The organism is Nocardioides sp. NPDC054178 (genome assembly GCF_055585005.1).
In genome coordinates, this window is the sequence record NZ_JBVJKY010000006.1 from 58570 (window position 1) to 85311 (window position 26742).

Consider the following 26742-nt stretch of genomic DNA (forward strand, 5'->3'; position numbering starts at 1 on the left):
TTCTATGGTTCATCCTGTGATCACGCCCCGGGCACTGCGCACTCGAGCGCGGTCGGCGGTTGCCGAGCTGGGCGGTGGCCCTTCGGCGGTCGCAGCGGTGATGCGCCGGGTGGTGATGGACTTCGCCGAGGCGCGGGGGATGAGGGTCACTGATGCCGCGCTGGGCGCGGCGGGGCTGCTGCCGTGCGCGGCAGACGCTCCCGTATCGGATCGTCTGTTGTCGAACTATCTGTTCCCGGACGGGACCGGCGCGGACGATCTGGTTCTGGAGGAGATCGGTTACGTCTACGAGGCGCTGCTCGAGGTCTCCTCGCGCCGCGACAACGGCGCCCACTACACCCCGCCCGAGCTCGCCGACGAGGTCGTCGCCCACGCCCTGGCGCCGATCGCCTCCGCCGATGCGGCCGTGGTCGACATCGCCGCCGGGACCGGTGTCTTCCTCCTCGCCTCCGCCCGCTATCTGGCCTCCTCGTGCCAGGTGCCCGTTGCCGAGGTCGTCACCCGTTGCCTCTACGGGGCCGACATCGACCCAGTCGCGGTCGACATCGCCAAGCTGTCCCTCTGGCTGCTCTGCGAGGACCCCTCGCTCCCGCTGACCTTCCTCGACGACCGGATCCTGTGCGGCAACTCGCTGGTCGGGCTCGTCGACGCCGAGGAGCTTCCTGGCGGCCTCGGCGACCCGAAGGCCTACGCCGATGCCATGGTCGCGGTCGCGCTGCCGCTGGGCGGTCGGCCGGGGAGGCGGCTGACCGAGGCGTACGCATCGCTGGGTCGCTGCCGGCGACTGCCCGTCCCCGCCGTCCGGCCGATCCACTGGGCGCTCGTCGCGCCCGAGGTGATGGCCCGCGGCGGCTTCGACGCGGTGGTCGGCAACCCGCCCTACCTCGGGGTGAAGCGGGTGCGGGACGCGATCGGCCAGGAACTGCGGGACTACCTCGCGCACACGCTCGCCGCCGGCACGACGAGGCGGGCCGACTACGTCATCTACTTCCTGCTCCGGGCCGCTGCCCTCAGTCGCGGCGAGATCGGGCTGATCACGACCGACTCGATCAGCGAGGGAGACACCGCTCGCTTCGGCCTCGGCACGCTCCTGGACCGGGGCTGGCAGGTCGCTCGGGCGGAGCGATCGGCTCCGTGGCCGACGGCGGGCGTGCGGTTCGCGAAGATCTGGCTCACCACCCGGCCGCTCGAGAGCGCGTGGCTCGACGGACGCTCGGTCCCGGCGATCACCGGGACGCTCGAGGACGGCTTCTCGCTCCCGGAGCCGGCGCGGCTGGACCTCGCGGTCCCGCTGCCGCACGGCTACCAGGGCACGATCGTGCTGGGCCGCTCGCTCGTGCTCACCCCCTCCGAGGCGGAGGCGCTCGCACGCGGTCCGCTCGGGCGCACCGTACGGCCCTATCTGAGCGGCGAGGACCTGGTGACCCCCTGCGGCTCGGCCGCGTCCCGCTTCGTGCTCGACCTCGGCAAGCTGGGCCTCGAGGAGCTCGCCGAGGACCGCGCGCTCGCGCGTCGGGTGCGGTCGAAGGTACGCGCCGAGCGCCGCCGCCAGTTCGTGAAGTACCCCCAGCTCAAGGAGCGCTGGTGGGGCTTCCTCAGTCCTGTCGACGAGCTCTACCGCGACGCCGCCGGGCTCTCGCACGTCATCGCGTTCAGCAAGCACAGCAAGCACCTGTGGCCCGTCTTGGTCGGGGCCGACCACGTCTTCTCCAACGGACTGGTCGTCTACCCGACGCAGGACCCGGCAGCGTACGCGTTCCTGGCCTCCGACCTCCACCGCGTGTGGGCGGTACGCGCCGGCGGCACCATGCTCAACACCGCCTACCGCTACAACCCCTCGCGCCTGCGTGCCACCTACCCGTTCCCCGCGGACCTCGGACCGCTCCGCGCGGCGGGCGAAGCGCTCCTCGCGGCCCTGGACCGGGTCGGCGAGGAGCGCCGGATCGGCATCACCGGCGTACTCAATCTCGTCGGTGACCCCGCCACCCACGACCCCGCCACCACCGACCTCCGGCAGGCCATCGCCGACGTCAACCACGCCACCGCCCGACTCCACGGCATCGACGAGTCCCTGGCCACCCCCGACCTCACCCCCTCCGGCTTCGGCCTCACCCCGACCCGCCAGCGTGCCCTCATGGCCGCTCTCGTCGACCAGAACCTGGCCCTCGCCGAGAAGGCACAAGCCCCGGCCGACGGGGCCGACGGGGCCGACGCCTCGGCGGGCTAGACGGAGGTGGCGGGACCACCCTCGATGGGAGCGGTGAAGTCGACGGTGCGCTTGGCGTTGGCGAGGGCGGTGACGGTGGCGGTGCCGATGGTGCCCTCGCGGTCGAAGACCTCGGCGGTGCCGACGGAGATGCCCTCGTGGGCGACGTGGTCGATGGTGGCGAGGCCGACCTCCATGCCGGCGGGTCGCCGGGCGAGAGCGAGGGAGATGTCGGTGTTGATCCACTCGACGCCGTTGCTGCCCCAGTTGGTGACCATCGAGGTGGCGTCGGCGATGGAGGCGACGGTCTGGAACGGGGTCATCGGCTCGCCGGCCACGGTGGGCACCGCGACCTGCCAGGTGATGTGACGCCCCGCGTTCTGGTGGCGGCCGAAGTCGTCGGACCAGGGGCTCTCGGAGACGAAGAACGGCACGTGCGGCTCGGAGGTCGGCGGCGCGACCTCGAGCGGCGGGGGAGTGGCACGACCGGTCGCGGACCAGACCTCGCCGGCCGGGTTCTCGCCGGTGCGCAGGTAGGTGCAGGTCGCCCGCGCCACGACCTGTTCCGAGCCGTCCTTGGACGACTGGACCATCTCGGCGTCGAGCAGCGCGATGCGCGGCCCGTTGCGGACGACCCTCGTGCGGATCCGCGTCGGCACCATCCGCGGCGGTCGGAACAGGTCGACGTGGTAGCGCGCGGGCACCAGCTCGGCGGCGCGTCCGAGCTCCTCGATCTGGTCTTCGAGGCCACGGGCGATCAGGCCGCTGGCGGCCACTCCGTGCATCTGGTCGTCGGCCCACATGCTGCAGGCCATCGGCGTAGGCTCGAAACCGTCATCGGTACGCCGGAAGAATGCGAGATCCATGCGGACATTCTAGAACGTGTCCTAACTTCGGATTCAGTTGCGAAAACCGGTAAAGAGTAACGGTTCCGTCATCAAAAGCGCTCCAAAACCACGTACCATCACACCAAAAGCAGCCCCGATCGAAGAGGATGACGATGAGCACCACGCCTCCCTACCAGGTGACCGACCCCGCAACCGGCGAGGTGATCGAGACCTTCCCGTTCGCCACCGACGCCGAGGTGGAGGAGGCGCTGGAGCGGTCCCAGAAGGCGTACGCTGCCTGGCGTTCGACCCCGATCGAGGAGCGTTCCGCGATCGTGAAGCGCGCCGCGGACCTCTTCACCGAGCGCGCCGCGGAGTTGGGCAGGATCATCCGCACCGAGATGGGCAAGAAGGCCTCCTCGGGTGCCGGCGAGGCGGAGTTCTCCGGCGAGATCACCGCCTACTACGCCGACCACGGCCCCGAGCTCCTCAAGGAGACCGACCTGCCGGGCCACGAGGGCAAGGCCGTCATCCAGCGCCTCCCGCTCGGCCCCGTGCTCGGCGTGATGCCGTGGAACTACCCCTACTACCAGGTGGCCCGCTTCGCCGCGCCCAACCTGGTCGCGGGCAACACCGTCATCCTCAAGCACGCCGAGAACTGCCCGCGCTCCTCGGCCGCGATCGCCAAGATCTTCGAGGACGCCGGCCTGCCCGAGGGCGTCTACCAGAACCTCTACGCCACCCACGAGCAGATCGCCACCATGATCGCCGACCCGCGGGTCCGCGCGGTCTCCCTGACCGGCTCCGAGCGCGCCGGCACGGCGGTCGCGGAGGCCGCCGGCCGCCACCTGAAGAAGGTCGTCCTCGAGCTCGGTGGCTCCGACCCCTACATCATCCTCGACTCCGACGACATCGACGAGGCCGCCGAGACCGCCTGGGCGACCCGGATGGAGAACGTCGGCCAGGTCTGCAACGGCAACAAGCGGATGATCGTGAACGAGGGCGTCTACGACGACTTCGTCGCGGCTCTCACCAAGCGCGCCGCCGCGATGAAGCCGCTCGAGGGCGAGGACGGCGACGACACCGTCTACTCCCCGCTGGTGGCCCGCAAGGCCGCGGAGGCGCTGCGCGCGCAGATCCAGGACGCCGTCGACAAGGGCGCCACGCTCCACGCCGGCGGCGAGATCTCCGACGGCGCCGACGCCTTCTTCGCGCCTGCCGTCCTCACCGGTGTCACGCCGCAGATGCGCGCCTACACCGAGGAGCTCTTCGGCCCGGTCGCCGTCGTCTACAAGGTGAGCACCGACGAGGAGGCCGTCGAGCTGGCCAACGCCGTGGAGTACGGCCTCGGCGGCGCCGTCTTCTCGACCGACGAGGCGCGTGCGATCGCCGTCGCCCAGCAGCTCGAGGTCGGCATGGCCAACGTCAACACGCCGGCCGGCGAGGGCGCCGACGTCCCCTTCGGCGGCACCAAGCGCTCCGGCTTCGGCCGCGAGCTCGGCCCGCTCGGGATCGACGAGTTCCTCAACAAGCGCCTGTTCTACGTCGAGCGCTGACGGTCGTCGGAGCCTGTCGAGACCGGGTGGTCTCGACAGGCTCGACCACTCCGCGTCAGGCGACCTTCGCGTCCCAGTCGATCGCGTAGCGCTGCTCCTCCTCGGTGACCCGAGCCACCGCCGGCGCCCGGAAGACGAGCGGCAGCACCAGCGGCATCACCCGCCGAGCGAGCGGTCCGGGCGCCTTCGCGTGGCTGATCTTCGCCCCGCGCGCCGCGATCTTCTCCACCCGCGTACGCCGCAGGCCCTCGTACGCAGCGAACGCCGACTCCACCGACGGCAGGTCGCGCAGACAGCGAGCCAGCTGGATGCCGCTCTCGATCGCGAGGGAGGCGCCCTGCCCGGTGCTGTTCGACGGTGCGTGCACCGCGTCGCCCACCAGCACCATCCGGCCGCGGTGCCAGTGCGGCACCGGCGGCATGATGTGCAGTGCCCCCATCACCTGGAGCGACTCGGCCGACGTCGAGGCGGCCAGGATCGCACCGGGGTCGTCGTCGGCGTACACCTCGCGGAGCGTGCGCAGCCACTCCTCGGGCGGTGTCCGGCGGGCTTCGGTGAGGCTGAGGTAGGGCGAGGGCAGGTTGGCGCCCCACGCCACCCGGCCGTCGCCGTGGCGCCAGTAGAGGTAGTAGGCGCGCCGCCCGAAGGCGAAGGTCATCGTCGCCGGCTCGAGATCGAGGTCGACGTCGGCGTAACCACCGAAGCCGAGCAGCCCGGTGTAGCCCGCTCCGGGCGCGTCCGGGTCGATGAGCGTACGCACGGTCGAGCGCACCCCGTCGGCGCCGACGAGCACGTCACCGCGGGCCGAGGACCCGTCGTCGAAGTGCGCCACGACGCCGTCGTCCTCCTCGGAGACCGAGACGAGCCGCCGCCCGTGCACGAGACGTACGCCGGCCGCGACCGCCTGCTCGCGCACGACGCGGTGGAGGTCGGCGCGCTCGATCGCCTGCCGTGCCGGCAGTCCGGACGGCGAGACGACCGGAGCGAGGTCGAGCGGCGAGCTTGCTCGTCCGCTCGCGCCGAGCGAGGGAGTAACCGAGCGAAGCTCGGAGGCGACCAGGTCGAACGTACGACTGCCGATCGCCATCCGGGAGCGGGTGATCGGGGTGCCGGCGTCGAGCACGCCGGCGGCGGCGCCGATGGTGTCGAGGGCGACGACGCCGTTCGGCTCGAGTGCGAGCAGGCCGCCGATGCCCTCGGTGGGCTCGGGGTAGGCCTCGTAGACGGTCGCCTCGATGCCGGCCTTCGCCAGTGCGGCCGCGGTCACGGGACCGGCGACGCCGCCGCCGATCACGAGTGCTGATGAGATGGATGCCACGGTTCTTCTCCTTGGTGAGGACCGCGGCGTCGGGCGGATAGTCTGCTCAGTGCCATCCGAGCCGTGTCGCCGTTGCCGCGGTGCCGGTTCTCTTCGGTGGGCCTGGTGGCGGTGTTGCCGCACCGCCGCCAGGTCGTTCTCGGGTCAGTCCTGCTCGGCGCCCCGCTCCGCGAGCTCGGTGAGCTCGTCCGGCATCGCACCGGAGCGGTGCCACTCGCGCCACTCCTCGACGAGCGGGTAGGTGCCCGAGGCGAGGTCGGCCTGCAGCGTACGGACCCAGGCGGCCTCGGCCTCACGCATCGCGATCGCGTACTCCGTCTCGACCAGGAAGAGACGCGGGACCTCCGCCTCCTCGTACGCCGCCCGCAGCTCGCGCACCATCTGCTCCAGCGCGATCAGCCGGTCGTGCAGTGCGTCGGCGACCTGGTCGGGAGTGAGTGCGGCCATCATCGAGAGTCCGGCGACGAAGCCGGACTGCTCGCTCACCGGGGTGGTGAGCAGCTCACGGGTCCATTCGACCAGCTCCGTGCGCCCCGCCTCGGTGATGCGGTAGATCGTGCGCTCGGGGCGCGCGCCCTGGCGGTCGGTGCCGGCGACCTCGAGCAGCCCGTGCTTCTCGAGGTTCGCTACGACCGTGTAGAGCGAGCTCCACTTGATGTCGACGTCATCGCCCTTGCCGCGGGCGCGCATGAGCGAGGCGATCTCGTAGCGGTGCATCGGCCGTTGCACCACGGTGCCGAGCACCGCGAGCCCGGTCAGGTTGCTCCTCTTGCGTCGTGCCATCACGCACCTCCGTATATTCGTATGCGAATATACGGCCACGAGTATACCGATGTCCAGTGAAATTCGGCACGGGTACTCGCACGTAGCGCCCCGGCACGCGACGATGTGGCACGTGGCAACAGAAAAGGTGTGGTTCAAGAGCACGTCCGGGCCGAAGCTGGCCGGCCTGATCGATCTCCCGGAGGGTGAGGTGCGCGGCTGGGGAGTCTTCAGTCACGGCTTCACCCTCGGCAAGGAGTCGCCCGCGGCTGCGCGGATCTGCAAGCAGCTCGCTGCCGAGGGCATCGGCATGCTCCGCTTCGACAACCTCGGCCTCGGCGACTCCGAGGGCGACTGGGGCGACGGCTCCTTCACCCACAAGGTCGCCGACACCGTCGAGGCCACCAAGTTCATGGCCGAGCGCGGCACCCCGGCCGAGCTGCTCGTCGGTCATTCCTTCGGCGGCGCAGCGGTCCTGGCCGCGGCCCACGATTCCGTCGGGGTCGACGCCGTGGCGACCGTCGGGGCACCCTTCCAGCCGGCTCACGTGGAGCACAACTACGACGCCGTGCTCTCGCGCGTGCTGGAGAACGGCGAGGCCCCGTGGATGGCTGGCGGCAAGTCGCTGACCCTGCGCAAGGCCTTCGTCGACGACGTACGCCGCGCCGACCTGCGCCAGAAGATCATGCAGCTCAAGAAGCCGCTCCTGGTCATGCACAGCCCCACCGACACCACGGTCGGCATCGAGAACGCCTCCGACATCTTCAACACCGCCCGCCACCCCAGGTCCTTCGTGGCGCTGGAGGGCTCCGACCACCTCCTGACGAAGAGGGGCCAGGCCCAGCGCGCCGCCCGGATCATCTCGGCCTGGGCTGATCAGTACCTGATCGACTGAGTCGCAGGGCCGTCTGACCCCCTTGTTTGATCAATTGACAGAAAACGCGGAACGAGACTTCCGCTAACCGGTGTGGGTGGGGTTACACTCGCTGCAAGCGCCCGGCTCGTGGACGTTCGTCGTGGGGACCGAACGGGTCACTGGCCCGGTCGATGAGGCGCCGATCGCGCGTATCCGCTGTTTGAACGCGGTCGTCAGTCGTCTGCCATCGATCTGCGTGAGCCCTGGGAGGGCGACCGGCCGATGAGGGTCGGCATTTGGACATGCCACTCACCCGTGCGTGGCCCCAAGGAGGATTCAGTTGGCTCAGGGAGCCGCTACCCGGCGCAACAACCGGTCCGGCCGTTCACGTAGCAACGGCAATGCCGGCAAGTCCGGGCAGAACGGTCGCCGCAAGGGCGTCCACAAGGACAACGAGGGCATCATCCCGGTGCTCGCGCAGGTCGTCCGCGAGGTGGAGTCGGCGGTGCAGCGCCGCTCGGCCATGCCCGACGTACGGACCAAGTTCCAGGTCGTCGCGCTCCTCGCCCGAGACGAGCGCCACCGCGTGCTCGAGGACGAGACCCTCAACGAGGGCCGCCGCGCCGAGCAGCTCAAGCGTCTGGACGGGATCGCCACGATCCTGGCCAAGACCGCGACCATGGACTCGCGGCTGTTCGAGCTCCTCGCCGAGGACGCCGAGATCTCCGAGGCCGCCGTCGACCTCAAGCACGAGCTGATGGCCCGTGGTGGCGTCGACGTGCCGGAGGACGAGGAGGAGGACGAGGACGAGACGCCCGCCGTCGTGGTCCCCGACAAGCGCGTGGTCCCGACGAGCGTCATCCAGCGCCAGCTCTCCAACCCGTTCCTGGTGCCCGACTTCACCAACGCGCGCCCGCCGGTGCACGCCCGCCGACTCTCCGGCTGGGAGCTCCTCGGGCCCCTGTTCCGAAGCTTCGAGTACGCCGACTCCGGGCCCTCCTGCATGCCGCTGCCCGAGCCGCCCGCCTACGGTCCCGGCCACATCGATGCGCCCGGCACCCGCGAGCTCATGCACCACCAGGCGCAGCTGGTCGCCTCGGCGGCCGAGGGCCACCGCACCTACCTGCTGGCCGACGAGCCCGGCCTCGGCAAGACCGCCCAGGCCCTGCTCGCGGCCGAGGCGGCCGACGCCTACCCGCTGCTCGTGGTCGTGCCCAACGTCGTCAAGGCCAACTGGGCGCGCGAGGTCAACCTCTGGACGCCGTCCAAGAAGGCGACCGTGGTGCACGGCAACGGCGAGGACATCGACGGCTTCGCCGACATCATCGTGGTCAACTACGAGATCCTCGACCGTCACGTCGGCTGGCTCGGCGAGTTCGGCTTCAAGGGCATGGTCGTGGACGAGGCCCACTTCATCAAGAACAAGTCCTCCCAGCGCTCCCAGCACGTGCTGGCCCTCTCGGAGAAGATCCGGCAGCGTACGGCCAACCCGCTGCTGATGGCGCTGACCGGCACCCCGCTGATCAACGACATCGAGGACTTCCGGGCGATCTGGCAGTTCCTCGGCTGGATCGACGACGTCAAGCCCCTCAACGGCCTGCTCGAAGGCCTCGAGGAGACCGGGCTGACCCCGCAGGACAACAGCTTCTACGGCGCCGCCCGCCGCGTCGTGGTCAACCAGGGCATCGTGCGCCGCCGCAAGATCGACGTCGCCAGCGACATCCCGGCGCGCCGCGTGGCCGATCTGCCGGTCGAGCTCGACGACGCCGAGGGCCGCTCGATCCGGGCCGCCGAGGCCGAGCTGGCCAAGCGGATGATGCAGCGCTACGACACCGCGATCGAGACCCGGGTGACCGGCGCCAAGCCGGCGCCGGGCGAGCTCGACCTCGAGCTGATCCGTCGCGTCGCCACCTGGGAGCGCGAGGACCAGGACGCCTCCACCGGCGAGAACGTCTTCGGCATGATGCGCCGCATCGGTCGAGCCAAGGCCTCGCTGGCCGCCGACTACGCCGCTCAGCTGGCGCGCAACGTCGGCAAGGTCGTCTTCTTCGCCAAGCACATCGAGGTGATGGACACCGCGCAGAAGCTCTTCGAGGAGCGCGGCATCCGCTACTCCACGATCCGTGGAGACCAGACCTCGAAGGCGCGGGAGAAGGCCATCGACGAGTTCATGAACGACCCCGAGGTCGAGGTCATCGTCTGCTCGCTCACCGCCGCCGGCGTCGGCGTCAACCTGCAGGCCGCCTCCAACCTGATCCTGGCCGAGCTCTCCTGGACCGACGCCGAGCAGACCCAGGCGATCGACCGCGTCCACCGCATCGGCCAGACCGAGCCGGTCACCGCGTGGCGCATCATCGCGAGCCAGACCATCGACACCCGGATCGCCGAGCTGATCGACTCCAAGGCCGGCCTCGCGGCTCGTGCCCTGGACGGCTCCGACGAGGAGGTCACCGACTCCGCCGACGTGCAGCTCGAGGCCCTGGTCTCGCTGCTCACCGACGCCCTCCGCAAGCGCGAGTCCGGCCGCCGCGGCCGCCGCGCCGCCTGACGCCGAACCGGGACTCGTCCGGGCTCCATCCGGGCCTCATCTCAGGGAGAATCCTGAGGTGGGGCTTGGGTGGTGCCGCGTACGCTGGGTCACATGTTCTGGATTATCTTGCTGGTCATCGCAGCGGCTGTCGGTGGATACGTGTTCCGGGTGCCGATCGTCGCCAAGCTGACCGGTCAGCCACGCAGCCGCATCGAGCGGCAGATCGGGCCGAAGGCCAAGCGCCTTCCCTGACCGGACCAGCCCTGATCCCACCAGGGATCCGAGCGGGGAATCCTCCGTGAGGCACGTGCGTTGAGACGTACGTGCCCGCCGATCCGGCGCGCACCCACCCAGACCGGAAGTGAGAGCCCCATGCCCACCGTCGAGCTCGGCGCAGAGAACTTCGAGAGCACCGTCACCGACAACGAGATCGTCCTCGTCGACTTCTGGGCGTCCTGGTGCGGCCCGTGCCGCCAGTTCGCACCCGTCTACGACGCCGCCTCCGAGGAGCACCCCGAGATCGTCTTCGGGAAGGTCGACACCGAGGCCGAGCAGGCGCTCGCGGGTGCCGCCAACATCACCTCGATCCCGACGCTGATGGCCTTCAAGAAGGGCAACCTCGTCTTCTCCCAGCCCGGTGCGCTGCCCGCGCCCGCGCTCAAGCAGGTCATCGACGCGGTCGTCGACCTCGACATCGACAAGGCGCTGGCCGAGCAGGCCTCGAAGGAGTCCGGCGAGTAAGACTCGTTGTGGCTCCCCGGCTCGCATCAGGTTTGATAGCGCTGTGACCGAACCCGACAGCGCAGCCCACGACGAGCTCCTTCGCCTGCGTGGCAGCATCGACAACCTCGACGCCGCCCTTGTCCACCTTCTCGCCGAGCGCTTCAAGTGCACCGAGCAGGTCGGCCGGCTGAAGGCGCGTGCGGGCTTCCCGCCGGCCGATCCCAGCCGCGAGGCGGTCCAGATCGAGCGACTGCGCCGGCTCTCCGACGACGCCGGCCTCGATCCCGAGTTCGCCGAGAAGATCCTCAACGTGATCATCGCCGAGGTGATCCGCAACCATCGTCAGTTCGTCGAGGACTGACGTCGCCGGGTCGGGGTAGTCCGGTAGCGAACTGTCCATTTACTGACCAGTAATAGACAGTTCGCTACCGGACTACCCCGAAGTCTCAGCCGAGCACCCGATCAAGCCAGGGGTTCCAGAAGCGGCGGTCCGGGTCGAAGCGGCGTACGAGGTCCTTGAAGTCGTCCCATCGCGGGAACTGAGCGCCGGGGTTCTCGGCGGCGAAGAGCTTGCCCCAGTGCGGCCGGGTTCCTGCCGGGAGGCGTTGCTCCAGCTCCGGCAGGAGGTCGCGTACGCCGACAGGGTCGGCCTGCCAGGTGAAGTGCAGCGCCAGCGTGTCGGTGCCGTAGGCGGGGGAGAGCCACAGCTCGTCGGCGGCGACGGCGCGGATCTCGCTCACCTGCAGGAGCGGCCGGACCCGGTCGGCGAGCGAACGGACCGCGTCGACCGCCTGCTGGGCGCGATCGAGCGGGACCAGGTATTCGCTCTGCAGCTCCGCGCCGACGCTCGGCTGGAAGTCGAGGCGGAAGTGGGGCAGCCGCTCGTGCCACGGCCCCGGCACGCCGAGCTGCTCGGTGCACGGAGCCGGGTCGAGGCCGGGGATGACGTGCCGCGGCCAGGTTGCGAGCACCGTCCCGGGGAGCTCCGGCGTCGTCGAGCGTGACTTCGCCCAGACCCTGGCGACGGACCCGTCGGGCTCATCGGCCCAACGGGTGAAGATCGACACCGAGTAGGCCGCTCCGAGGATCTCGTCGAGGTGTTCTCGCAGGTCAGCATAGGTAAGGCCCTCGTGGACCGTCTGTGCGACCTGGTAGGTCGGCGAGGTCAGCAGCTCGAGATGGGTCACGATCCCCAGGGCGCCGATACCGACCACGGACCCGGAGAAGTCGGGCGAGCCCGCCTCCAGACGCACCAGGTCGCCGCGACCGTCGACGAGCTCCATGGCCGTCACCGAGGTCGCCAGCGAACCGTTCGAGATCCCAGAGCCGTGAGTGCCGGTCGCGACCGCGCCGGCGACCGAGATGTGGGGGAGTGAGGCGAGGTTCGGCAGCGCCCGCCCGTGCTCCTGCAACCAGGCCGCGAGCTCGCCGTAGCGCATCCCGCCGGGCACCCGGACCACGTCGCCCGCCAGGCTCGGCGAGCTCTCCAGGGCCTCGAGCGAGACCAGCACCCCCGAGGTGTCCGCGAGATCGGTGAAGGAGTGCCGAGATCCCAGCGCGCGCAGCCTCGGCTCGCACAGCACGAGGTTGCGTACGTCCTCCACGGAACGTGGTCGCACGAGCTCGCGCGCGGTGTAGTCGTAGCTGCGGGCCCACGTCGATCCGGGAGCTTCGCCGGCAGGAGTCTCGGTGTGCATGCACCGGATCGTAGCCGGGGAGTGGCTTCGGCGCGCACCTTCAGAAAACGTTATCGACAACGATTGACAAAGCTGCGCGCCTCTCGCCATCCTGATCCCTGTCTGTGATGCCGATCACATCTTGCGCACCTGGAGGCACTGTGAAACTTCGTCACCTCGTCGTGACCGTGGCCGCGGCGGCGACCGTCGCGGCCTCCACGTCATCCATGGCCCAGGCCGAGCCACGTGGCTTCCGACCCCCGGCCGACTCGCTCCGCTCCTACGCCTCCCAGATCGGTCTGCATCTGGGCGTCGCCGCCAACCCCGAGGTGCTCGCGGACGAGGAGCTCGCCGACATCGCGGCCGACGAGTTCTCCAGCATCACTCCCGAGAACGAGATGAAGTGGGAGTCCGTCGAGCCGACGCGCGGCACCTACGACTGGTCCGGCGCCGACGAGGTCGTCGAGTTCGCCCGCGCCCACGGTCAGAAGGTGCGGGGCCACACGCTGCTCTGGCACAACCAGAACCCCGCCTGGCTGACCGAGGGCGTGAACAGCGGCGCCATCAGCAACGACGAGCTTCGCGCGATCCTCGAGAAGCACATCACCGACGAGGTCCGCCACTTCCGCGGCAAGGTCTACCAGTGGGACGTCGCCAACGAGTTCTTCGCCGACTCCTGGAGCCCCGACCCGCTCCCGAACGGCATGAACGGCGACAACTTCTGGATCAAGCACCTCGGCACCGGCATCGTCGCCGACGCCTTCCGCTGGGCCCACGCCGCCGACCCCAAGGCCCAGCTGTTCTACAACGACTACAACATCGCCGGTGAGGACGGGAACAGCGCCAAGTCGACCGCGGTCTACACCTGGGCCAAGGAGCTCATCGCCCAGGGTGTGCCGATCCACGGGATCGGCAACCAGGGCCATCTCGACACCCAGTACGGCTTCTCCGGTCAGCGGTTCCGCGCCGACCTGCAGCGCTATGCCGACCTGGGGCTGAAGGTCGCGGTCACCGAGGCCGACGTACGCACCTTCGTGGACTCCGCCGAGACCCAGGTGCCGACGGACGACCTGGCGCTCTTCGCCCATCCCTACGAGTTCTCGCAGATGCTCCAGGCCTGTCTCGCCGTACGCGCCTGCACCTCGTTCACGGTCTGGGGCATCGATGACGCCCACTCCTGGGTACCGGGCTGGTTCGAAGGCCAGGGCTACGCACTGCTCTGGGACGTGAACCGGCAGCCCAAGGAGGCCTACACCACGTTGAAGCAGGACCTCCGGCTGGCCCTGGGTGCGCCACGCCGACGCTGAGGCCACCGAGCCCTCATCGGGTCGTGGCGGCTCCGGCGCCCCGGTGGTCTACTGGAGACCGAGCAGACGGATCGATCTGAGCGAGGGTAGATGAGCGAGCACGCAGCAGAGGCAGACCTCGAGGAGCAGGCGACCGACGTCGTGACGGAGACCGTCGACGACGAGGCGCCCCTGGACGCCGAGGAGACGGTGACCTCGCCGCCGGACGACGTCGACGAGGCCGACTACGCCGAGCAGAAGCTCGACGCGGGCAGCCTCGACGACGACTACGACTACTGAGCCGGCGGCGAGGACCTAGGAGTTCTGCGGGAACCCCAGGTTGATCCCGCCGTGCGAGGGGTCGAGCCACCGGGTGGTGACTGCCTTCTCCCGGGTGAAGAAGTCCAGCCCCGCGGGGCCGTACGCCTTCGCGTTCCCGAACAGCGACGCCTTCCAGCCGCCGAAGGAGTGGTAGGCGACGGGCACCGGGATCGGCACGTTCACGCCGACCATGCCGACCTGGACCTCACGCTGGAACCGGCGGGCGGCCCCGCCGTCGTTGGTGAAGATCGCGGTGCCGTTGCCGAACTGGCCGGAGTTGATCAGCTCCAGGCCCTCCTCGTAGCCGGAGACGCGGACGACCGAGAGCACCGGGCCGAAGATCTCCTCGGTGTAGACGGCCGACGTGGTCGGCACCCGGTCGACGAGCGTCGGGCCGACCCAGAATCCGTTCGGGTCGCCGTCCACCTCGATGCCTCGGCCGTCGACCACGACCTCTGCTCCGTCGGCGGTGGCCACGTCGACGTAGCCGGCCACCTTGTCGCGGTGGGCGCCGGTGATCAGCGGACCCATGTCGGTGCCCCGGGTGCCGTCGCCGGTCGTGAGGGTGGCCATCCGGGAGGTGATCTTCTCGATCAGGGAGTCGGCCACCGAGTCGACCGCGAGCACCACCGAGATCGCCATGCAGCGCTCGCCGGCCGATCCGAACCCGGCGTTGACCGCGGAGTCCGCGACCAGGTCGAGGTCGGCGTCGGGCAGCACGAGCATGTGGTTCTTGGCGCCCCCGAGCGCCTGGACCCGCTTGCCGGCGGCGGTGCCGCGCTCGTAGACGTAGCGAGCGATCGGGGTGGAGCCGACGAAGGAGATCGAGGCGACGTCGGGGTTGTCGAGGAGCGCGTCGACCGCCTCCTTGTCGCCGTGCACGACGTTGTAGACCCCGTCGGGCAGCCCCGCCTCGGACCACAGCTCCGCGATCCAGCTCGATGCGGTCGGATCCTTCTCCGAGGGCTTGATCACGACCGCGTTGCCGGCGGCGATCGCGATCGGGAAGAACCACATCGGAACCATGGCCGGGAAGTTGAAGGGGCTGATGATGCCCACCACGCCGAGCGGCTGCTTGAGCGTGGTCACGTCCACGCCGGAGGAGACCTGCTCGGAGACCGTGCCCTTGAGCAGGTGAGAGAGGCCGCAGGCGAACTCGACGACCTCGAGCCCGCGGGCGATCTCGCCGGCCGCGTCGGAGAGCACCTTGCCGTGCTCGGCGGTCAGGATCTCGGCGAGGTCGCCCTTGCGGGCGTTGAGCAGCTCGCGGAACTTGAAGAGCACGGCCGTACGTCGGGTGAGCGAGGTCTCGCTCCACTCTTCGAACGCCTTCTTGGCCGCGGAGACGGCGGTGTCGACGTCGGCGGCCGCGGCGAAGCGTACGCGCTTCTGGACGGTGCCGAGCGCGGGGTTGTAGACGTCGCCGAGACGGGTGCCGGTGCCGGGGTTGGTTGCCCCGCCGATCCAGTGGTCGAGGATGGGGAGATCGGTCATGTCATGCGTCCTTAGAGAGCTGTTAGAGCGAGCCGAGCACGTCGTCGTAGATCGAGATCGCCTCGGCGACCTCGTCCGGGGTGACGATGCACGGGGGCACCACGTGGATGCGGTTTTCCATGGTGAACGGGATCAGGTTGCGGGCGATGAGGTCGGACTTGATCCGGCCCATCGTCGCGGCCGGCAGCGGCTCCCGCGTCTCGCGGTCGGCGACGAGCTCGAGGGCCCAGAAGACGCCGGTGCCGCGCACCTCGCCGATCACGTCGTGATTCTCGGCCAGCGCGGCGAGGCCGGGGGCGATGTGGTCGGTGCCGATGGTCGCGGCGTTGTCGACGATGCCCTCCTCGTTCATCGCCTCGATGGTCGCCACGATCGACGCCATCGCGAGCGGGTGGCCGGAGTAGGTGAGGCCGCCGGGGAAGACATGGTCGTCGAAGGTCGCCGCGACCGGGTCGGAGATGATCACCCCGCCGGCCGGTACGTAGCCGGAGTTGACCCCCTTGGCGAAGGTGATCAGGTCGGGGACGACGCCGTAGGCGTCCAGGGCCAGCCATTCGCCGGTGCGGCCGAAGCCGGCCATCACCTCGTCGAGGATGAGCATGATCCCGAACTCGTCGGCCAGCGCCCGGACCCCGGGGAGGTAGCCCGGCGGCGGGATCATGATCCCGGCGGTGCCGGGGATGGTCTCGAGGAGGATCGCCGCGATCGAGGCGGGTCCCTCGGACTCGATGACCCGGCGCAGGTGGTGCAGGGCGCGCTCGGCCTCCTGCTCCGGCGTGGTGGACCAGAACTCCGAGCGGTAGAGGTAGGGGCCGAAGAAGTGGACGTGGCCGCGGGCGTACTCGTTCGGGATCCGCCGCCAGTCGCCCGTCGCGACGATCGCCGCACCGGTGTTGCCGTGGTAGGAGCGGTAGGTCGAGAGCACCTTGTCGCGGCCGGTGTGGATGCGCGCCATCCGGATCGCGTTCTCGACCGCGTCGGCGCCGGCGTTGGTGAAGAAGACCTTGTTGAAGCCCTCCGGCGCGATGTCGGTGATCCGTTCGGCGGCCTCGCCGCGGGCCAGGTTGGCCGTCGTCGGCGCGATCGTGGTCAGCGTCTCGGCCTGCTTCTTGATCGCCTCCACGACCCGGGGGTGCTGGTGGCCGATGTTGGTGTTGACCAGCTGGGAGGAGAAGTCCAGGTAGGTGTGCCCGGAGTCGTCCCACACCCGCGAGCCCTGCCCGCCGGCGATGACGAGCGGTTTCAGCGACCCCTGGGCGGACCAGGAGTGGAAGACGTGGGCTCGGTCGAGGTCGTAGGCGCGGGCGTCGCTGGCGCTGGTCAAGGCTGTCCCCTGGGGTGCGTGGATGGACATGGATCTGGTTGCTCACTCTACGCCGGGAGCGGCGGGGTCGCCGCTGATCCGGGATACTGATTACGACGGTATATCAGGGTGAGGGCTACGTTTTCGTTACATTCTCATGCCTGGATCAACGAAATCGCGTGCTCATGCCTTTGCGGTCACCGGTCGGTTGACCCGCGGGATCACCAGATCTCCGTACGCCGCCAGGGTCTGGTCCATCGCGTCGTGCTGCAGGTAGACGGCGAACTGGTCGACGCCGAGGCTCGCGAGTCGGTCGAGCTTGGCGACCTGCTCCTCGACCGGGCCGAGGAGGCAGAACCGGTCGACGATCTCGTCGGGGACGAACTGGGTGTGGGTGTTGCCCGCGCGCCCGTGCTCGTTGTAGTCGTAGCCCTCGCGGCCCTTGATGTAGTCGGTGAGCGCCTGTGGGACGGCACCGCTGCTGCCGTACTTGGCCACGATGTCGGCGACGTGGTTTCCCACCATCCCGCCGAACCACCGGCACTGCTCGCGGGCATGGTCCAGGGCCGCGGGCGAGCCGTCGGTGACGTACGCCGGTGCGGCCACGCAGAACGTCAGCGACTCGGGGTCGCGGCCGGCGTCGGTAGCCGCCTTCTTGACCGCCCCGATCATCCACTCGGTGATGTCGGGGTCGGCCAGCTGCAGGATGAACCCGTCACCGACCTCGCCGGCCGCCTTCAGCGCGAGCGGACCGTAGGCGGCGATCCACACCTCCAGCTCGGAGCGCTTGGCCCACGGGAACTGCAGCGTGGTGCCGTTGACCTCGACCGGGCGGCGGTTGGCGAGCTCACGGATGACGCGGGTCGCCTCGCGCATCTCGCGGATCGTCGAGGGCTTCCCGTTCAGCACCCGCACCGCGGAGTCGCCGCGACCCATCCCGCACACGGTGCGGTTGCCGTACATCTCGTTCAGGGTCGCGAAGACCGACGCGGTCACCGTCCAGTCGCGGGTCGCCGGGTTGGTGACGAACGGACCGACCTTGATCGTGCGGGTCTCGGCGAGGATCTGGCTGTAGATGACGTACGGCTCCATCCACAGCAGGTGGCTGTCGAACGTCCACACGTAGTCGAAGCCGTACGCCTCGGCCTGCTTCGCCAGCGAGACGACCCGCCAGGCGGGCGGGTTGGTCTGGAGGACGACACCGAAGTCCATGACGTCACACCAGGTATTGGGAGAGGTCGCGCTTGAGGTAGCTGCCGTGGCCCTTGGTGCCCTGGAACTCGCCGTCGGCGACGACGACGGACCCTCGGGAGAGCACCACGTCGACGTGGCCGTCGATCTCGTAGCCCTCCCAGGCGGAGTGGTCCATGTTCATGTGATGGCTCTTGCCTTCCCCGACCCCGATGGACGTGTGGCCGGCGGGGTCGTAGACGACGATGTCGGCGTCGGCTCCCGGCGCGATGACGCCCTTGCGGCCGTAGAGCCCGAACATCCGAGCCGGTGTCGTCGCGATCAGCTCCACCCACCGCTCGAGCGTGATCTGCCCGGTCACCACGCCCTGGTAGAGCAGGTCGACGCGGTGCTCGATAGAACCGATCCCGTTGGGGATGGCCCGGAAGTCGTCCTTGCCGAGCTCCTTCTGCTCCTTCATGCAGAAGGGGCAGTGGTCGGTGGAGACCATCTGCAGGTCGTTGGTGCGCAGCGCCTGCCACATCGCGTCCTGGTGGCCCTCCGCGCGCGAGCGCAGGGGAGTCGAGCACACCCACTTGGCGCCCTCGAAGTCTCCCCACTCCTCCGACCTCGCGCCGAGCTGCTCCTCGAGCGAGAGGTAGAGATACTGCGGGCAGGTCTCGCCGAACACGTTCTTCCCGTGGTCGCGGGCCGCGGCCAGCTGCGCGACCGCCTGCTTGGCGCTGACGTGCACCACGTAGAGCGGAGCCCCGGTCACGTCGGCGAGCATGATCGCCCGGTGGGTGGCCTCCTCCTCCATCTGCCAGGCACGCGCGATGCCGTGGTAGTAGGGGCTTGTCCTTCCCGATTCGGCCAGCTGCGCGGCGAGCACGTCGATCGCCGGCCCGTTCTCGGCGTGCATCATGGTCAGCAGGCCGTGGTCGGTCGCCTTCTGCATCGCCCGCAGAACCTGCGCGTCGTCGGAGTAGAAGACGCCCGGGTAGGCCATGAACAGCTTGTAGGAGGTGATCCCCTCGTCCACCAGGGTGTCCATCGCCTTGAGCGCGTCGTCGTCGACCCCGCCGATGATCTGGTGGAACCCGTAGTCGATCGCACAGTTGCCGGCGGCCAGCTCGTGCCAGTGCGCCAACCCGTCCTGTACGCGTTCGCCGTAGCGCTGCACCGCGAAGTCGATGATCGTCGTGGTGCCGCCCCAGGCCGCCGCCCGGGTGCCGGTCTCGAAGGTGTCGGAGGCGTTGGTGCCGCCGAACGGCAGCTGCATGTGGGTGTGGGCGTCGACGCCGCCGGGGATGACGTACTTCCCGGTCGCGTCGATCCTCCGATCGGCCTGGATCGTGCCGAACGGAGTGGCGCCGGGGGAGATCAGCGCGACGATCCTCTCGCCATCGACGAGCACGTCTGCCTGGCTGCGCCCGGTCGCGGAGACGACCGTGCCGCCCGTGATGAGCGTGGTGGTCATGCGGGCCTCCTCAGGGCCGGGGGATGGCGGTGTACGAATCGGGCCGCCGGTCGCGGTAGAACTGCCAGTCGTCGCGCATCTCCTGGACCATGCTCATGTCCAGGTCGCGGACGAGCAGCTCCTCCTTCTCGCCCGAGCCGAGCTCGCCCACGTAGTTGCCGCGGGGGTCGACGACCTGCGACATCCCGTAGAAGTTGACCGCCTCCGCGCCGTACTCGTTGTCCTCCAGGCCGACCCGGTTCGGCGCGAGCACGAAGTAGCCGTTGGCGACCGCGGCGGCGGGCTGCTCGATCTCCCACAGCCGGTTGGAGAGCCCGGGCTTGGTGGCGTTGGGGTTGAAGACCAGGTGGGCCCCGTTGAGCCCGAGCTCGCGCCAGCCCTCGGGGAAGTGGCGGTCGTAGCAGATGTACATCCCCACCTTCCCGACCGCGGACTCGAAGACCGGGTAGCCGAGGTTGCCGGGGCGGAAGTAGAACTTCTCCCAGAACTTCTCGACGTGGGGCAGATGGTTCTTCCGGTACTTGCCGAGGATCGTGCCGTCGGCGTCGACCAGCACCGCGGTGTTGTAGTAGACCCCGGTGTCGGCCTCCTCGTAGATCGGCAGCACCATCACGATGCCCAGCTCCTTGGCCAGGCTCGCGAAGCGCTGCACGATCGGACCATCGGCAGGCTCGGCGTAGCGGTAGTACTTCTTGTCCTGGGTGATCCCGAAGTAGGGCCCGTAGAAGAGCTCCTGGAAGCACATCACCTGGGCGCCCTGCGCGGCGGCCTCACGCGCGAAGCCCTCGTGCTTGTCCAGCATCGAGGCCTTGTCCCCGGTCCAGGTGGTCTGGCTGATTGCGGCTCTGACGATGGTCATGCAACTACCTCCCTCGTCAATAGAAGCATGCCGCCGCGGCCCATGGGGCCACGACGGCATTTTTGCTTGGAGGGAGGAGGTGCTTGAAAGTCTCTTGCGCTAGGCGGCGGTGGCCGGATGACGTACGACCACGTGCTCGACGGCCCTGGCGAGCTCCTCGCGGAGCTCGGGCGCGAGCTGGGGGCAGTCGACCGAGAGGAACAGCTCCATCGCGGACCGGGTCGCGCGGGCACGCTCGCCCGGTGTCCCCTCGGCGAGGGTCGGCGCGATCTCGGCGAGGTGGGCGCTGGTCTCGACCACGGTGTTGCAGTCGTGCGGGGTGAGTGGGGCGCGGGCCTCCCGGCCGGCGCGGACGAGGACGCTGAGAACCTCCACCTTGGCGGCGGTGGTCAGCGACATAGCGCTCCTCGACGAGTCGAACAGATGCGACCCCACACCGTCCGCGTTGTGCGACGACATGTATCTCCTCGGTGGGACGTGTGCCTCCCCCGAGGCACTCTCTCCGACTCCAACGAGCAGGGGAAGGGATCGGTGACGCCCTTGGGTGCTTTGTAACTCACCTGTGGGCCAACCCGTGAGTAGCCTATAGAAACTAGGGACCTGGTGTTGCAGATCGCCTTGCCTGGGACGACCCGGCACAATTGAGCCCATGAGTTCTCCTGGGGGCGCCGGCATCGGCGGCCTGATGGTCGAGACCGAGGCCGATGTCGTACGCCGCCAGGCACTGCGGCGCATGCGCATCGTCGCCACCGGGCTCCTGGTCGTGGCCGCCATCGTCTATCTCCTGACCCTTCGGCTGGACGGGTTCTGGGGGTTCGTGAACGCCGGTGCCGAGGCGTCCATGGTCGGCGCGATGGCCGACTGGTTCGCGGTCACCGCGCTGTTCCGCCACCCCTTGGGGCTGCCGGTGCCGCACACCGCGCTGATCCCGAAGCGGAAGGACGAGCTCGGCGCCAGCTTGGAGGAGTTCGTCCAGGACAACTTCTTGCAGGAGGAGACCATCCGGGAGCGGCTCGGTGTCGCGATGCCGTCGCTGCGGCTCGCGCTGTGGCTCTCCGAGGAGCCCAACGCCAAGCGCGTCGTCGACGAGGTCTCCACCGTGGTCGCCGACGGCCTGTCCCGGATCAGCAACCGGCACATCGTCGAGATCATCCAGGACGGGTTCGTACCCCGCCTGCGCGAGGAGCAGATCGCCCCGCTCATCGGCGGCACCCTGCAGGCGGCGCTGGACGACGGCGTACATCATGGTCTGGTCGACCTGGCGCTCGTCGAGCTGCACGGCTGGCTCGAGGAGAACGAGGAGACCGTCACCGAGGTGCTCGGCGAGCGGGCGCCGTGGTGGACCCCGCAGGTGCTGCGTGAGCCGGTGACCGCCCGCATCCACGTCGAGCTGGTCCGCTGGATCGCCGACATCCGCGACGACCCCGAGCACCGCGCCCGCAAGGCGATCGACGCCATGCTCGCTGACCTCGCCGACAACCTTCAGCACGACGAGGCGACCATGGAGCGTGCCGAGCGGCTCAAGGAGCGCGTGCTCGACCACCCCGGTGTCATCGACACCGCCATCTCCATCTGGGACGCCCTGCGCCGCGCCCTGACCACCTCCCTGCGCGACCCCGACGGCGTCGTCCGCCGCCGCGCCCTGGACGAGGTCGTCCGCTACGCCCAGAAGGTGGTCCTCGACGAGACCCTCCAGCGCCGGTACGACGCGCTCGCCTCCGACGTGGCCGTCTACGTCGTCAAGCGCTACGGCCGCGAGGCGACCACCGTCATCACCCACACCATCCAGCGCTGGGACGGCAAGCAGGCCGCCCGCCGCATCGAGCTCTTCGTCGGCCGCGACCTGCAGTTCATCCGCATCAACGGCACCATCGTCGGCGGCCTCGTCGGCGTCATCATCCACACCGTCGCCGTCCTGGTCGGCTGACCCGCCCCCGGCCGAGGCGTCACGTACGTCGGCCGAGAGGTCGGGTAGGTCGGCCGAGAGGTCGCTGCGGTCGGTCGAGAGGTCACGTACGTCGGCCGAGGCGTCAGGTAGGTCGGTCGAGAGGTCACGCACGTCGGCCGACACGTCACGCACGTCGGCCGAGACGTCATCCCGTGCCAGGTCGGCCGACCGCAGTGACGTCTCGGCCAACCGCGCTGACGTCTCGGGCGACCGCAGTGACGTCTCGGGCGACCGCAATGACGTCTCGGCCAACCCGCTCGCGCCTCGGCCGACCGAACAGACGCCTCGACCGACGCGGGTGACGCCTCGACCGACGCGGGTGACGCCTCGGCCGACCGCGCTGACGCCTCGGCCGATATTTGTGACGTCTCGGCGGACGGGGAGAGGATGGCGGGGTGAGCGAGCCCTTCGACGTACCCATCACCGACGAGGTCATCCGCCTCGGTCAGTTCATGAAGCTGGCCAACCTGGTGGAGACCGGGTCCGAGGCGCGGCCGGCGATCACGGCCGGTGAGGTGACGGTCAATGGTGAGACCGAGCTGCGCCGGGGCCGGCAGCTGCGGGTGGGTGACGTCGTGGAGTACGCCGGCCAGGCGGCCCGGGTCTCCGACGAGGCCGACTTCGACGTGCCCTGGTGAGATCCGGAGGACGAACGAGAGCGAGGCGGTGACCCCGAAGGGTCACCGCCTCGCTGCGTACGGACTGCTTACTTCTCGACCTTGACCAGGTCGCAGACGAAGATCAGGGTCTCGCCCGGCTTGATCGCGCCGCCGGCGCCGCGGTCGCCGTAGCCCAGGTGGGGCGGGATGACGAGCTGGCGGCGGCCGCCGACCTTCATCCCGAGGATGCCCTGGTCCCAGCCCTGGATGACCTGGCCGATGCCGACGCGGAAGTCGAGCGGCTCGCCGCGGTTGTAGGACGCGTCGAACTCCTCACCGGTGGACAGCGCAACGCCGACGTAGTGGACCGAGACGCGGTCGCGCTCGGTGGCCTCCTCGCCGTCACCGACGGTGATGTCCTTGATGACGAGGTCGGTCGGAGGGGTGGGGTCGACGAAGTCGATCTCAGGCTTCTGGCTCATGAAATCAGTCTACGTATCGAATCTCGCTGGGGCACACCGCCGTCGCGCCGACCTTCGCTGCGTAGACCGGGGTCAGGCCGTCGGCGCGCTCGCGGCCGAGGTTCCACTCCAGCCAGTCGCCCTCGCGGTCGTTGGGTCCGAGCACACAGCTGCGCATGTCCTCGGGAAGCTTCTTCAGGGCCGGCACCGCATCGTCGCTGAGCCCGGAGAGGAACTCGGTGTCGATCTTCCCGGTCTCCTCGTAGCGCGAGACGTTGTGCTCGGCGATCCACGCGTCCGGGTTGATCGCGGCGATCCCGAGCAGCGCGACAGCCCCGCTGACCAGCGCGAACCGGCCGAGCCAGAGCCCCCCGCCGATGGCCCTGCCGGTCACCGCGGCGACCAGCCCGGCGATCACCAGCAGACCCAGCCAGGCCTCGAAGACATCGACGAGCAGGCGAAGCTGGGTGAAGCCGTACGCCTCCTGGTAGAGGTGCATCCGATACAGGGCCGACCCGACGACGACGAGGGCCTCGGCGGCCAGCAGCCCGAGCGCGACCCGCAGCCACAGCCGGTCGGCCACCGTCTCCACCGGCGCCTTGCGCGCGGCCGCCCAGATCACCAGCAGGGTCAGCGCCGTCGCGACGGTCAGCTGGCCGAAGCCCTGGTGGACATATTCGGCGTACGTCAGCCCGGTCGTCTCCCTCAGGTAGTCCTCGCCGCCGAAGACCGCGGCCGCCTGCGCGGCCAGGAAAGCGGCGAAGACGGCGACCACGACCCCGACCGGAGCCAGCCACTCGTAGCGGTTGGCGACAGGCTGCGACGTGGGCTCGTTGCGGTCGATCCGGGGCGGGTTCACCGCCAGGTACGCAGCGGCCAGCACGACCCCGAAGACGAAGACGGTCATGAAGATCCGAGCCGCGAAGGTGTCGGGACGTACGTCGGGCACGAACTGGTCGACCCAGCTGCCCAGCACCGCGTCGGCGGTGGTGAACAGGAGCCCGAAGATCACCAGGCCGAGCAGCGAGAGCAACGTGGTGCGGGCGAGCGCGGCCCCGTGACCCTTGCCGGAGACGCTGGTCAGCGTGCGGCCCAGCCACGGGATCCCGCGCAGCCCGGCCAGCGGCCAGGAGATCCCGGTCAGCACGATCCCGAGCAGCGTCTTCGCCAGGGTGGAGGCGCACAGCAGCACCGCGACCGCAGTGAGCAGGCACAGCGCGACGATCCACTCGGCGTCGCGGATCACGGCGACCGAGGAGAGCATCGCGAACAGGACGTAGCAGACGATCGGGAACCAGCTGCGACGCCTCTGGTTGGCGAACATCACGACCCCGCCGGCGGCGAGCATCACGATGACCGTCCCGAGCCCGGCGTTGCGGTCGGGGATCAGCAGTCCGCCGAGCAGGCCGGCGACCACGGCGCCGATGAAGAGCCCGAACCTCCCCGGGACACCCGAGTCGGGCCAGTAGGTGCCGAAGATGTCGTCGAGGACCGAGGGGGTCGCATCGGCCTCGGGGCCCGCGTCGGGACGCTCGACCGGCTGGGATGGTTCGACCGGCTGGGCCGGTTCGGCGGGCTCGGCCGCCGGGGGAGTGGTGGGCATCTGGCTCTCCTCGTGGGTGGGGGTGAGATGACTGGGCCCGAGCTGATCGGGGACGGGACGCGCGGGTGGGCGCAGCGGAAGGTCGACGCGCACCCGCGCGCCGGCGGCGTCGGGGAGCGGGTCGAGGAAGGCGATGGAGCCGCCGTGCAGGTCGGTGACCCACCGGGCGATGGCGAGCCCGAGCCCGGTCCCGCCGCCGTCGCCGGAAGCGCTGAGCGTGCCGAAGGGCTCGAAGACGCGCCCGCGGTCGGCGACCGGGACTCCGGGTCCGGAGTCGAGGACCTCGAGGTGGTAGCGCTCGCCGTCCAGGCCGGCGCGCAGAGTGACCACGCCGCCGCGAGGACTGTGTCGAGAGGCGTTGTCGAGCAGGTTGACGACGAGCTGGCTGAGCCGATCGGCGTCGGCCTCGACGACGAGAGAGGCCGGCACGTCCAGCTCGTAGGTGACCGGCCGGCCGTTGAACCGCGTCTCCGCGACGCAGGCCTCCAGCAGCGGGCCGAGCTCGACCGAGGCGGTGCTCAGCGGCGCCTTGCCGGCGTCGACCCGCGCCAGGTCGAGCAGGTCCTCGACCAGTCTGCTCAGGCGCTCGGCCTGGCCGAGCGCGGTCTGGAGCGCGGCCGGGTCCGATCTGACGCCGTCCACGAGGTTCTCCAGCACGACGGTGAGAGCCGCCAGTGGCGTACGCAGCTCGTGGGAGACGTTGGCGACGAGGTCGCGGCGCTGGCGGTCGACGGCGCCGAGGTCGCTGGCCATCGTGTTGAACGCACGGCCCAGCTGGCCGACCTCGTCGGCGCCGACGGCGGGCACCGAGACCGAGTAGTCGCCCCGGGCCATCCGTCGTGCTGCGATGGTCATCTGCCGCAACGGCGAGGTCATCCCGGCCGCCAGCAGCTGGGTGACCGCGAGCGCGATCCCGATCGTGACCGGGATCGAGATCCACGGGGAGACCCCGGTGATCCGTCCGGCGGAGGCGACGACCGCGGCCACCAGGGCGCTCGCGGCGACCAGGAGCCCGAGCTTGACCTTGATCGAGGAGACCCGCTCCAGCGGAGTCATGCGCCGGCCTCCAGGGCATAGCCGACGCCGTGCACGGTACGCACCCGCGCCGACCCGATCTTGGCGCGCAACCCCTTCACGTGGCTGTCGACGGTGCGGGTGCCCGAGGCGTCGTTCCAGCCCCAGACCTCGGCGAGCAGCCGCTCGCGGGTGACGACGGCGCCGGGGTCGGCGGCCAGGCAGGCCAGCAGGTCGAACTCGGTGGGCGTCAGCCGGACCTCGGCCCCATCGACCCAGACCCGCCGGGCGGCCGAGTCCATCCGGAGCCCGCCGATCTCAGCCGTACGCCGCGGCGAGCCGGCCAGCTCGGCCGCCCGCTCCACCCGCCGCAGGAGCGCGTTGACCCGGGCCACCAGCTCGCGGGCCCGGAACGGCTTGGTGAGGTAGTCGTCGGCCCCCACCCCGAGGCCGACCAGCACGTCGGCCTCCTCGACACGGGCGGTCAGCATGAGCACCGGGACGGGGCGTACGGCCTGGATCCGGCGGCACACCTCGAGGCCGTCGTAGCCGGGCAGCATCACGTCGAGGACGACCAGGTCGGGCGAGGTCTGCTCGAAGCAGGAGACCGCCCCGGGACCGTCCCACGCCCGGACGACGTCGTACCCCTCCGCCTCGAGCCGGTCGGAGACGGCCTGGTTGATGACCGGCTCGTCCTCGACGACGAGGACCCGGCGTGTCGCGGTCACATGTTCTGGCACATGCTCAGGC

General features: G+C 69.9%; 24 protein-coding genes. 11 read left to right on the top strand and 13 right to left on the bottom strand.

Annotated elements, in window-relative coordinates; translation table 11 throughout:
- The first annotated feature begins 16 nt into the window (after window positions 1-16).
- A complete protein-coding gene (locus ACZ6WN_RS21105) occupies window positions 17-2227 on the top strand; it encodes an Eco57I restriction-modification methylase domain-containing protein (RefSeq protein ID WP_465867331.1) in 2211 nt (736 codons plus the stop codon).
- Here the strand turns inward: ACZ6WN_RS21105 and ACZ6WN_RS21110 are convergent.
- On the bottom strand, window positions 2224-3072 hold the full coding sequence (locus ACZ6WN_RS21110) for an acyl-CoA thioesterase domain-containing protein (protein WP_465867332.1): 849 nt from the start codon (window positions 3070-3072) through the stop codon (window positions 2224-2226). The two genes, ACZ6WN_RS21105 and ACZ6WN_RS21110, sit on opposite strands and share 4 nt — an antisense overlap.
- Before the next feature lie 134 nt (window positions 3073-3206).
- Here ACZ6WN_RS21110 and ACZ6WN_RS21115 point away from each other — a divergent pair, with 134 nt between their 5' ends.
- On the top strand, window positions 3207-4589 hold the full coding sequence (locus ACZ6WN_RS21115) for an NAD-dependent succinate-semialdehyde dehydrogenase (protein ID WP_465867334.1): 1383 nt from the start codon (window positions 3207-3209) through the stop codon (window positions 4587-4589).
- Between the two features lie 55 nt (window positions 4590-4644).
- On the opposite strand, the gene ACZ6WN_RS21120 is transcribed toward ACZ6WN_RS21115, so the two are convergent.
- On the bottom strand, window positions 4645-5907 hold the full coding sequence (locus ACZ6WN_RS21120; protein WP_465867335.1) for an FAD-dependent monooxygenase: 1263 nt from the start codon (window positions 5905-5907) through the stop codon (window positions 4645-4647).
- 144 nt (window positions 5908-6051) lie between these two features.
- Complete coding sequence (locus ACZ6WN_RS21125; RefSeq protein ID WP_465867336.1) at window positions 6052-6690, bottom strand: PadR family transcriptional regulator; 639 nt, start codon at window positions 6688-6690, stop codon at window positions 6052-6054.
- Window positions 6691-6802: 112 nt separating this feature from the next.
- Between ACZ6WN_RS21125 and ACZ6WN_RS21130 the strand changes: the two genes are divergently transcribed.
- The 5 genes from ACZ6WN_RS21130 (at window position 6803) to ACZ6WN_RS21150 (ending at window position 11139) form a co-directional block, all read left to right on the top strand.
- On the top strand, window positions 6803-7564 hold the full coding sequence (locus ACZ6WN_RS21130) for an alpha/beta hydrolase family protein (protein ID WP_465867338.1): 762 nt from the start codon (window positions 6803-6805) through the stop codon (window positions 7562-7564).
- Between the two features lie 301 nt (window positions 7565-7865).
- Window positions 7866-10073 (top strand): DEAD/DEAH box helicase, encoded by a 2208-nt coding sequence (locus tag ACZ6WN_RS21135; RefSeq protein WP_465867340.1) that lies wholly within the window; start codon window positions 7866-7868, stop codon window positions 10071-10073.
- Between the two features lie 93 nt (window positions 10074-10166).
- A complete protein-coding gene (locus ACZ6WN_RS21140; protein WP_350659602.1) occupies window positions 10167-10307 on the top strand; it encodes a hypothetical protein in 141 nt (46 codons plus the stop codon).
- A gap of 120 nt (window positions 10308-10427) precedes the next feature.
- The gene (trxA, locus tag ACZ6WN_RS21145) at window positions 10428-10796 is read left to right on the top strand and encodes a thioredoxin (protein ID WP_465867341.1); all 369 of its coding nucleotides are present in this window, start codon (window positions 10428-10430) and stop codon (window positions 10794-10796) included.
- A gap of 43 nt (window positions 10797-10839) precedes the next feature.
- A complete protein-coding gene (locus ACZ6WN_RS21150) occupies window positions 10840-11139 on the top strand; it encodes a chorismate mutase (RefSeq protein ID WP_141803040.1) in 300 nt (99 codons plus the stop codon).
- Between the two features lie 85 nt (window positions 11140-11224).
- Here ACZ6WN_RS21150 and ACZ6WN_RS21155 read toward each other — a convergent pair whose 3' ends face one another.
- On the bottom strand, window positions 11225-12475 hold the full coding sequence (locus ACZ6WN_RS21155) for an FAD-binding protein (protein WP_465867343.1): 1251 nt from the start codon (window positions 12473-12475) through the stop codon (window positions 11225-11227).
- A 140-nt stretch (window positions 12476-12615) separates the two neighbouring features.
- Here ACZ6WN_RS21155 and ACZ6WN_RS21160 point away from each other — a divergent pair, with 140 nt between their 5' ends.
- Both ACZ6WN_RS21160 and ACZ6WN_RS21165 read left to right on the top strand, forming a co-directional pair.
- On the top strand, window positions 12616-13761 hold the full coding sequence (locus ACZ6WN_RS21160; RefSeq protein ID WP_465867344.1) for an endo-1,4-beta-xylanase: 1146 nt from the start codon (window positions 12616-12618) through the stop codon (window positions 13759-13761).
- 90 nt (window positions 13762-13851) lie between these two features.
- Window positions 13852-14040, top strand: a complete 189-nt coding sequence (locus tag ACZ6WN_RS21165; RefSeq protein ID WP_465867346.1) for a hypothetical protein — start codon at window positions 13852-13854, stop codon at window positions 14038-14040.
- Between the two features lie 15 nt (window positions 14041-14055).
- Here the strand turns inward: ACZ6WN_RS21165 and ACZ6WN_RS21170 are convergent, their stop codons facing one another.
- From ACZ6WN_RS21170 to ACZ6WN_RS21195, 6 genes are all read right to left on the bottom strand, one after another.
- Window positions 14056-15555 carry a CoA-acylating methylmalonate-semialdehyde dehydrogenase gene (locus tag ACZ6WN_RS21170; protein WP_465867348.1) on the bottom strand — a complete coding sequence of 500 codons (1500 nt, stop codon included), beginning with the start codon at window positions 15553-15555 and terminating at the stop codon, window positions 14056-14058.
- A 22-nt stretch (window positions 15556-15577) separates the two neighbouring features.
- Window positions 15578-16879, bottom strand: coding sequence for an aminotransferase class III-fold pyridoxal phosphate-dependent enzyme (locus ACZ6WN_RS21175; RefSeq protein WP_465867350.1), 1302 nt, complete (start codon window positions 16877-16879; stop codon window positions 15578-15580).
- A gap of 162 nt (window positions 16880-17041) precedes the next feature.
- Window positions 17042-18070 (bottom strand): TIGR03842 family LLM class F420-dependent oxidoreductase, encoded by a 1029-nt coding sequence (locus ACZ6WN_RS21180; protein WP_465867351.1) that lies wholly within the window; start codon window positions 18068-18070, stop codon window positions 17042-17044.
- Window positions 18071-18074: 4 nt separating this feature from the next.
- The gene (gene hydA, locus ACZ6WN_RS21185) at window positions 18075-19508 is read right to left on the bottom strand and encodes a dihydropyrimidinase (protein WP_465867353.1); all 1434 of its coding nucleotides are present in this window, start codon (window positions 19506-19508) and stop codon (window positions 18075-18077) included.
- Window positions 19509-19518: 10 nt separating this feature from the next.
- Window positions 19519-20367 (bottom strand): nitrilase-related carbon-nitrogen hydrolase, encoded by an 849-nt coding sequence (locus ACZ6WN_RS21190; protein ID WP_465867354.1) that lies wholly within the window; start codon window positions 20365-20367, stop codon window positions 19519-19521.
- A gap of 99 nt (window positions 20368-20466) precedes the next feature.
- The gene (locus ACZ6WN_RS21195) at window positions 20467-20766 is read right to left on the bottom strand and encodes a hypothetical protein (RefSeq protein ID WP_465867356.1); all 300 of its coding nucleotides are present in this window, start codon (window positions 20764-20766) and stop codon (window positions 20467-20469) included.
- A 250-nt stretch (window positions 20767-21016) separates the two neighbouring features.
- Between ACZ6WN_RS21195 and ACZ6WN_RS21200 the strand changes: the two genes are divergently transcribed.
- Both ACZ6WN_RS21200 and ACZ6WN_RS21205 read left to right on the top strand, forming a co-directional pair.
- Window positions 21017-22294, top strand: a complete 1278-nt coding sequence (locus ACZ6WN_RS21200; RefSeq protein ID WP_465867357.1) for a DUF445 domain-containing protein — start codon at window positions 21017-21019, stop codon at window positions 22292-22294.
- Window positions 22295-22710: 416 nt separating this feature from the next.
- A complete protein-coding gene (locus ACZ6WN_RS21205) occupies window positions 22711-22953 on the top strand; it encodes an RNA-binding S4 domain-containing protein (protein WP_465867358.1) in 243 nt (80 codons plus the stop codon).
- A gap of 68 nt (window positions 22954-23021) precedes the next feature.
- On the opposite strand, the gene ACZ6WN_RS21210 is transcribed toward ACZ6WN_RS21205, so the two are convergent.
- From ACZ6WN_RS21210 to ACZ6WN_RS21220, 3 genes are read right to left on the bottom strand one after another with little or no spacing between them, the layout of a single operon-like run.
- Entirely contained in the window at window positions 23022-23396 is a 375-nt protein-coding gene (locus ACZ6WN_RS21210) for an FKBP-type peptidyl-prolyl cis-trans isomerase (RefSeq protein ID WP_091050909.1), read from the bottom strand.
- A 4-nt stretch (window positions 23397-23400) separates the two neighbouring features.
- Window positions 23401-26034, bottom strand: coding sequence for a DUF4153 domain-containing protein (locus tag ACZ6WN_RS21215; protein ID WP_465867360.1), 2634 nt, complete (start codon window positions 26032-26034; stop codon window positions 23401-23403).
- The gene (locus tag ACZ6WN_RS21220; protein WP_465867362.1) at window positions 26031-26732 is read right to left on the bottom strand and encodes a response regulator transcription factor; all 702 of its coding nucleotides are present in this window, start codon (window positions 26730-26732) and stop codon (window positions 26031-26033) included. The genes ACZ6WN_RS21215 and ACZ6WN_RS21220 overlap by 4 nt, the downstream gene beginning before the upstream one ends.
- Window positions 26733-26742 lie beyond the last annotated feature (10 nt).